Here is a 6,088-nt window from a genome sequence, read left to right as displayed (position 1 = left end):
ACCCAGCCAACACCCCGTCCCACTCCTGAACCAACCCCACCCCGAGCTCAGACACACCCCAACTCAACCACACACAACTGTGATTGCAGTACTAGTAGGCTGGCTCGGACGGATCGGCTCCGTGGTCGGGGGCGGGCTTGGTGTTGAGGTTCTGCATCGACATAAAGCGCCGGTACGGCGAACTGCGGTTTTGCCCCAGCACCGTCACGACTTCACCGGGGCCGCCGTCTGGTCGTTGGTGGGGATGCGCAGTTGGCCGGCCACGGTGGTGAGGGCCGTTCCCAGCGGGAGTGCGACCCGGGTGTGGGCGTGCCGGTCGCCCCGGGTCGGATCCCGGTTGACGATCAGTACCGGCTTCCCGGCCTGGGCCGCCTGGCGGACGAACCGGAGCCCGGACATCACCGTTAGTGAGGAGCCCAGGACCAGCAGCGAGGCCGCTTCCCGGACCAGCTTGCGGCAGTGTTCGACCCGTTGCGGCGGAACGGCTTCGCCGAAGAACACCACGTCCGGTTTGAGGATGCCGCTACAGATGGTGCAGGGCAGCACGCGGAAGTCCTTGACCTGTTCGTCGGTGAGGTCGGCGTCACCGTCCGGGTTGATTCCTGCGGCTACCGGCTCGAAGCCTGGATTGGCCTCTTCCAGACGTCGGGCGAGTTCACGGCGCGGGCTGAAGGCGCCGCAGGAAAGGCAGACGACGCGGTCCAGGCTTCCGTGGAGTTCCACGACGCCCTTGCTGCCGGCGGCCTGGTGCAGGCCGTCGACGTTCTGGGTGATCACACCGGAGAGCAGGCCGTGCCGCCCGAACGCGGCCACGGCGAGGTGCCCGGCGTTGGGGCGGGCGCGGCCGAAGGTGCGCCAGCCGAGGTGGCTGCGCGCCCAGTACCTGCGCCGGGCTTGCGCGCTGGCGGTGAAGTCATGGTAGGTCATCGGGGTGTGCCGGCTCAGGCTCCCGCCCTTGCCCCGGTAGTCGGGGATGCCTGACTCCGTGGAGATGCCCGCCCCGCTGAGGACCAGCACGCCGCCGGTGCTCAGGGCATCGGCGATCGGCGCGAGACTCGCGGTGGCCGGCGGCGGATCCTCGGTGGGGGTCCAGCTCAGAGTGGGGCGCATGCGCATGTCGCCAGGGTACGAAACGTGCCGCGTTCAGTCGTTCGCACTTGGGGTGACCGGGTTCGCGGTGGGCGCTGCCTCGGGGTCCGCTGATGCGGTAGCGGGGCTGTGGCGGAGGTTTTCCTCCGACAGAGCGTCGCTGTCGTGCGGTGTCTACGCGGCACTCGCCGCTGGAGCGAGCGGCTTCCTGCTCAATAGCGTTGGGTCTTCGCCGTCACCATGACCTCGGACATCGGCCGGCGGAAGCCGGGGCAGCTTCCGGCGCCGCGTCGGGGCGATCGCATCGTCGAACGCGGCACCGGTCGTGGCGGCGACGGCGGAAGTCAGGGCGGCCAGCCTTGCCGACGCTTCGGGTCTCGCCGAACGCAGCGTTGAACGGCTGCCCGGGTGCAGCCGCGGCCGTTCCTCGGCAAGCAGCTCGGCCGGGATCCGGCGGGTCTCGCGTTGGATGGCGGCCGTTCATCTCGGTCGTGAAGTCCTCGCAGGCACCCTGCAGTTCTGGGACGCCGGCGTACTGGGGCCGAAGGTTCACCGTGGTGGGGACCAGGTCCGGCTTCGTGATCCGGACCGGTGCCTCCGTCCCGCCCTTCGCGGCCGGATCGGCAGGCATACACGGCCCGTGGGCATGGCGGGCTTCGAAGCTGCCGTTCGGCCTGTTGACCCGCTGGTGCTCATTCGACTCTGCGGCCGTTTCCGGGATTGGGCAGCATCTTCGTCATTCCCGGCAGGAAGTCTGTGAACAGTTCGTGTACCTCGTGGACGAGGGGGCGTAGTACCCGGAAGCGGGCCAGGGCGACGCCGCGTGCGGTGAGGCGGGCGCCGCGCCGTGCCAGCCGGTAGCTGCGTTCGCGGCCCTCGGTCCGGTCGAAGATCCAGTACAGGACGAGACCCATCTGGGCGAGCCACATCAACTCGGGCAGCGCGTCCCGCAGATCCTCCGGCACCTTGGTCTTCGCCCCGGCCAGCACTTCCTTATGGACGTTGATGGCCTCCAGGCGTGCGTGCTCGGATTCGGGGGAGAAGGGGCTGAGGGGGCTGTCGGGGTCGGCGGCGTTCTTGAAGAACTGCACCGCGAACTCGTGGTAGGGCGTGGCGATGTCCAGCCATGCCTGAAGTACGCCCGCCAGTCGTCTCTCCAGGTCGCTCTCCCGTTCCAGGACCGACCGGACCGCCTCCCGGTGTTCGGCGGCGATCCGGTCGTAGAAGCCCTGGATCAGGTGTTCCTTGCCTTCGAAGTAGTAGTACGCGTTGCCTACGGAGACTCCGGCCTCCTTGGCGATCGCCCGCATCGTCGTCTTGTCGTAGCCGCGCTCCTGGAAGAGCCGCATCGCGGTTTCCAGGATGAGCGCGCGGGTCTGCTCGGACTTGGTGGGCGTGGCGCCCTGGTCGGCTGGGTAGTTCTTGGCAGGCACGGACACAGAGCCTAACGAGTGGCGCAGGCGCCGCCGTCACACCCGGGCTCGGTGTACGTCCACCCCTGTCCCGGGTCGTAGGTCCAGCCCTCGCCCTGGCGGTAGGCGCGTCCACCCCACTGCGCCCTGCCCCGCTGGGCCCCGCGCCACTTGGCGGCCGCCAGCACCGCGCCCTTGGCGAACCTGGCTCCCGCCGGCGTGGCGAGCCGATGGGCCAGGGCCCGGTGGCCGCGCAGCGCCCACAGCGTCACGACCCAGGCGGATGCGCCGCGGTAGACCTGCCCGGCGTCACCGACGACGGTGATCTCCTCGAGGGTGGCGCGGGGATCGAGCCCGGGGAAGCGCCGGTGTGCCTGCTGCGATCCGGCCGGAAGAAGTTCCAGCGGCACCAGTTGCGGCTGCCGTACGAGCCAGTCGCGCAGGAAGGTGCACAGGGAGCACTCGGCGTCGTACAGCACGGTCAGCCCGTGGACCGGGACGCGAGCGGCGTCCAGGTCCACCGTGGCCGTCATGGCTCAGGCCCCCGTCGAGGGTGCGGTCCAGCCTTGCGGCCCCACGGGCGGGACCTGCTCCCGCTCCATGGCCCCGCGCCGCCGGATCTTGTTGAGCACGTACACGTTGCCCAGGTGCATCACGCCAAGGACCAGCAGCACCACGCCGAGCTTGGTCGACAGGGCCTCGAAGACCCCGCGTGTGTCGTCGATGGTGTCGTGGCCGTTCAGATAGAGCGCGATGAAACCGAGGTTGACGAGGTAGAAGCCGACCACCAGGAGGTGGTTGACGGCGTCGGCGAGCTTCTCGTTCCCGTGCAGCACGTCCTCGAGGAAGATCCGCCCGTTGCGGCTGAGCGTGCGCGCCACCCAGACCGTCAGGGCGACGCTGATCAGCAGATAGATGACGTAAGCGATGACCGTGAGGTCCATGTCCCCACCCTTCTTGAACGCGTTCAAAACGCTGTCTGGACTGACTGTAGCCCCACTTTTGAACGTGTTCAACTCAAGGGTGTGGTGCTCGGCCCGGGCTGCGCGCGCGTCCGTGTGCAGGGCCGTGGTTCGGCGCCGACGCCGGGCGTGGATGGCCTGGTCCGGGTCACCGACCAGGATGAGCGGCGGCCGGCCGACAGTTCCAGGACCGTCAGGTTGGCGCCGGGATGGCTGATGCCGGTCCAGGACGCCCTGGCCGGGTCTGAGTGGAGGCGAAACGACGCGCAGCTCCCACGGAGGGAGAGACGGTCGTGCGGCGTGATGGCAGGGCCGCCTGAGGCTTTTCGGGACTGAGGGCGCCGTCGAGCGCGCGGCGCTCGGTGAGGAACAGCGGTCCCTTGGTGCGGCCGGCGATCAGGCGGTGCAGCAGCCGGGCCGCGCCGGACTGCCAGTGGATCTACTCGGTGGCGCCACCTTTGGCCTTGATCCTGCCGCGCTTGTCGGCGGTGAACAGGTTCTCCACGTTCAGGCACAGCACCTCCTCGGCCCGGGCCGCGCTCTCGTAGAGGAGTCGCCACGGGGTCCTGTCCCGCAAGCTCACGTCGTTCAGGCGCCAGACGGCGGCGACCTGGACGAGGGAGAGTGCCTTCGTCCTGTCCGGCGGGGACGGCCGGCGCTCAATGCCGAGCGTCGGATCTGCGCCGATCCAGCCCTGCCGCAGCCACCAGCCGATCGCCTTGCGCACCACGGACAGCTCGCGGTTCACCGTGTCGGCGTCCATCTCGCCCGCGCGGGCGGCGGCGAGCTCGGTCAGCACCTGAGGCAGGCCGGGGTCCTCCAGTGCGGCGAGCGCGAGCGCGGGTGAACTTCGCCCCGCGCCGGGCCGGTCGGGGGCGGGGCGCCGGCCAGCATCCAGCGCCAGTTCGTCAGCGAGATCCGGTGGACCCGCGCCGAGCCCGTCGAGAGGCCCGCCGCTGTCAGGTACCGGCCATCGCGGCGTGCGTCGCGGGATCGGCGGCCAGTGGTACGACCTGGGCGCGCGGAAGAGGGGAGGCGCCCTCGGTCTCCGACACGGCCGCCTGTTCGATCGCCATCCTCGCCCACCCCTCCACCGCTGTCGCGCTAAATGCATTACGCCTCACCCCCGACGGCGGTGATCATTCTCGGTCGAACACACGAGGCCATCGCGGGGGGCAATCCGGGCCCAGAGCCCCTGTCGCGGTACATCCGGTATTTACTGCGGCATCGTCCCCGACGCCGGTGGGAGCCTGTGTTCGCAGGTCTGTTCTTTTCGAGAGTGGCCGACGTGGAGGTGGCGATGAGGGTCGTGTTCGTGCACGGGGCGTGTGTGCGGGACGGGTCGTGGTGGTGGCACCGCACCGCCGAGCTGCTGCAGGAGCGGGGGGTGCCGAGCGTGGCCCCGGCACTACCGAGCTGCGGCGAGGCGGGCCTGCCCGGCGGCGTCGGCGGTCCGGGGCTGCCCGAGGATGTTGCCGCGGTGCGGCAGGTGCTGCAGGCCGGCGACGAGCCGACCGTCGTGGTCGCCCACAGCTACGGCGGTGTCGTCACCGCGGAAGCCGCTGCGGGAATCGGGTCGGTGCGCCGACTGCTGCTGGTCGCCGGCTACCTGCCCGAGGTCGGGCAGAGCCTGTCGGAGTTCGGGGACGACAGCCCCGCCCCGTTCCTCGACTTCGACCCCGACGCCGGCACGTTCGGGGTCCGTCCCGAGCTGCTCGTGGACACGTTCCTGCAGGACTGCGACCCCGAGGTTCAGGCGCAGGCGGCGGACCACCTCGCCCGGCAGAGCATGCAGGTGACCGGACAGCCGGTCGGGGCGGCCGCATGGCAGCAGTTGCCCTCGACGTACCTCGTCTGCGCTCAGGACCGGGGCACCCCGCCGCGGCTGCAGCGCGAGTTCGCCCGCCGGGCCGACAGCGTCGTCGAGCTCGACGCCGGCCACCACCCGTTCCTGTCCCAGCCTGCAGCGGTCCGGGACCTGCTGCTGAGCCTGTGACGGCAGCCACGGACGAACCGGTCCGGCGATCCGAGGGCCAGGAGGCTGTCATTGCAGAGCGTTGCGATCGTCAGTCTGAGCCACTTGTCACTTCGCCGCTAAGCGAGCACGGGGCCAGGAGTCCTGCGGGTTCACGCAAACTGAAGGGTTCTTGGTGGGAACCCAAGGGCCCGTCGTCGTGCTTCACGGTGCTGGTTCCGCGAGTTTGCCTCCGACTCGCGACCACACCGCTTCCTGGCTCTCTAGGCGGCTGGGAGTATAAGCGGGTTGATCAGGAGCGTGGCCGTAACGCAACTTGTTGAGAGCGGCCCCGCCGGTGGTGTCCACCACGGCCGCGCCGTCGGGGCGTCAACCACCGGCCTCGTAGAAGCGCGGGGCTCGTTCGTTGTCTTCGAGTACCCACCGGGCGGCCTGTGCGTAGTCGGCCTGTCCGAGAGTCGTCAACGCGCGATTTCCGCGATGGCAGAGCTCTCCTCAGATGGGCTGAAACGTGCGAACCCGACGATCCGGCCTCGGTTTCGGCTGCCAGCACTCCCGACGGTGGCCACGGTGTCGGTGTGATGGGTGACGTGCAGCTGGACTGTTCGTGGCTTGGGTCCATGGCGTCGAGGTGGTGTTGCGGAACAGGC

6 protein-coding genes are annotated in these 6,088 nt (G+C 69.7%); 1 reads left to right on the top strand and 5 read right to left on the bottom strand.

Going from position 1 to position 6,088, the window contains the following annotated elements:
* Nucleotides 1-204: 204 nt before the first annotated feature.
* From ABZ904_RS50230 to ABZ904_RS50210, 5 genes are all read right to left on the bottom strand, one after another.
* Entirely contained in the window at nucleotides 205-1,116 is a 912-nt protein-coding gene (locus ABZ904_RS50230; RefSeq protein ID WP_361005937.1) for an NAD-dependent protein deacetylase, read from the bottom strand.
* Nucleotides 1,117-1,781: 665 nt separating this feature from the next.
* Entirely contained in the window at nucleotides 1,782-2,522 is a 741-nt protein-coding gene (locus ABZ904_RS50225; protein WP_361005935.1) for a TetR family transcriptional regulator, read from the bottom strand.
* Nucleotides 2,523-2,533: 11 nt separating this feature from the next.
* Nucleotides 2,534-3,034, bottom strand: coding sequence for a DCC1-like thiol-disulfide oxidoreductase family protein (locus ABZ904_RS50220; protein WP_361005932.1), 501 nt, complete (start codon nucleotides 3,032-3,034; stop codon nucleotides 2,534-2,536).
* 3 nt (nucleotides 3,035-3,037) lie between these two features.
* Nucleotides 3,038-3,445 (bottom strand): hypothetical protein, encoded by a 408-nt coding sequence (locus ABZ904_RS50215; RefSeq protein WP_359410933.1) that lies wholly within the window; start codon nucleotides 3,443-3,445, stop codon nucleotides 3,038-3,040.
* A 457-nt stretch (nucleotides 3,446-3,902) separates the two neighbouring features.
* The gene (locus ABZ904_RS50210; RefSeq protein ID WP_361830934.1) at nucleotides 3,903-4,262 is read right to left on the bottom strand and encodes a hypothetical protein; all 360 of its coding nucleotides are present in this window, start codon (nucleotides 4,260-4,262) and stop codon (nucleotides 3,903-3,905) included.
* 501 nt (nucleotides 4,263-4,763) lie between these two features.
* On the opposite strand from ABZ904_RS50210, the gene ABZ904_RS50205 reads away from it, so the two are divergent.
* The gene (locus ABZ904_RS50205) at nucleotides 4,764-5,459 is read left to right on the top strand and encodes an alpha/beta hydrolase (RefSeq protein ID WP_361830931.1); all 696 of its coding nucleotides are present in this window, start codon (nucleotides 4,764-4,766) and stop codon (nucleotides 5,457-5,459) included.
* The last annotated feature ends 629 nt before the right edge of the window (nucleotides 5,460-6,088 follow it).

Origin of the sequence: Streptomyces sp. NPDC046900 (assembly GCF_040644975.1) — a bacterium.
Classification (GTDB): Bacteria; Actinomycetota; Actinomycetes; order Streptomycetales; family Streptomycetaceae; genus Streptomyces.
Note: the sequence above shows the minus strand (reverse complement) of the source record. Positions and strands in the feature narration are given on the sequence as shown.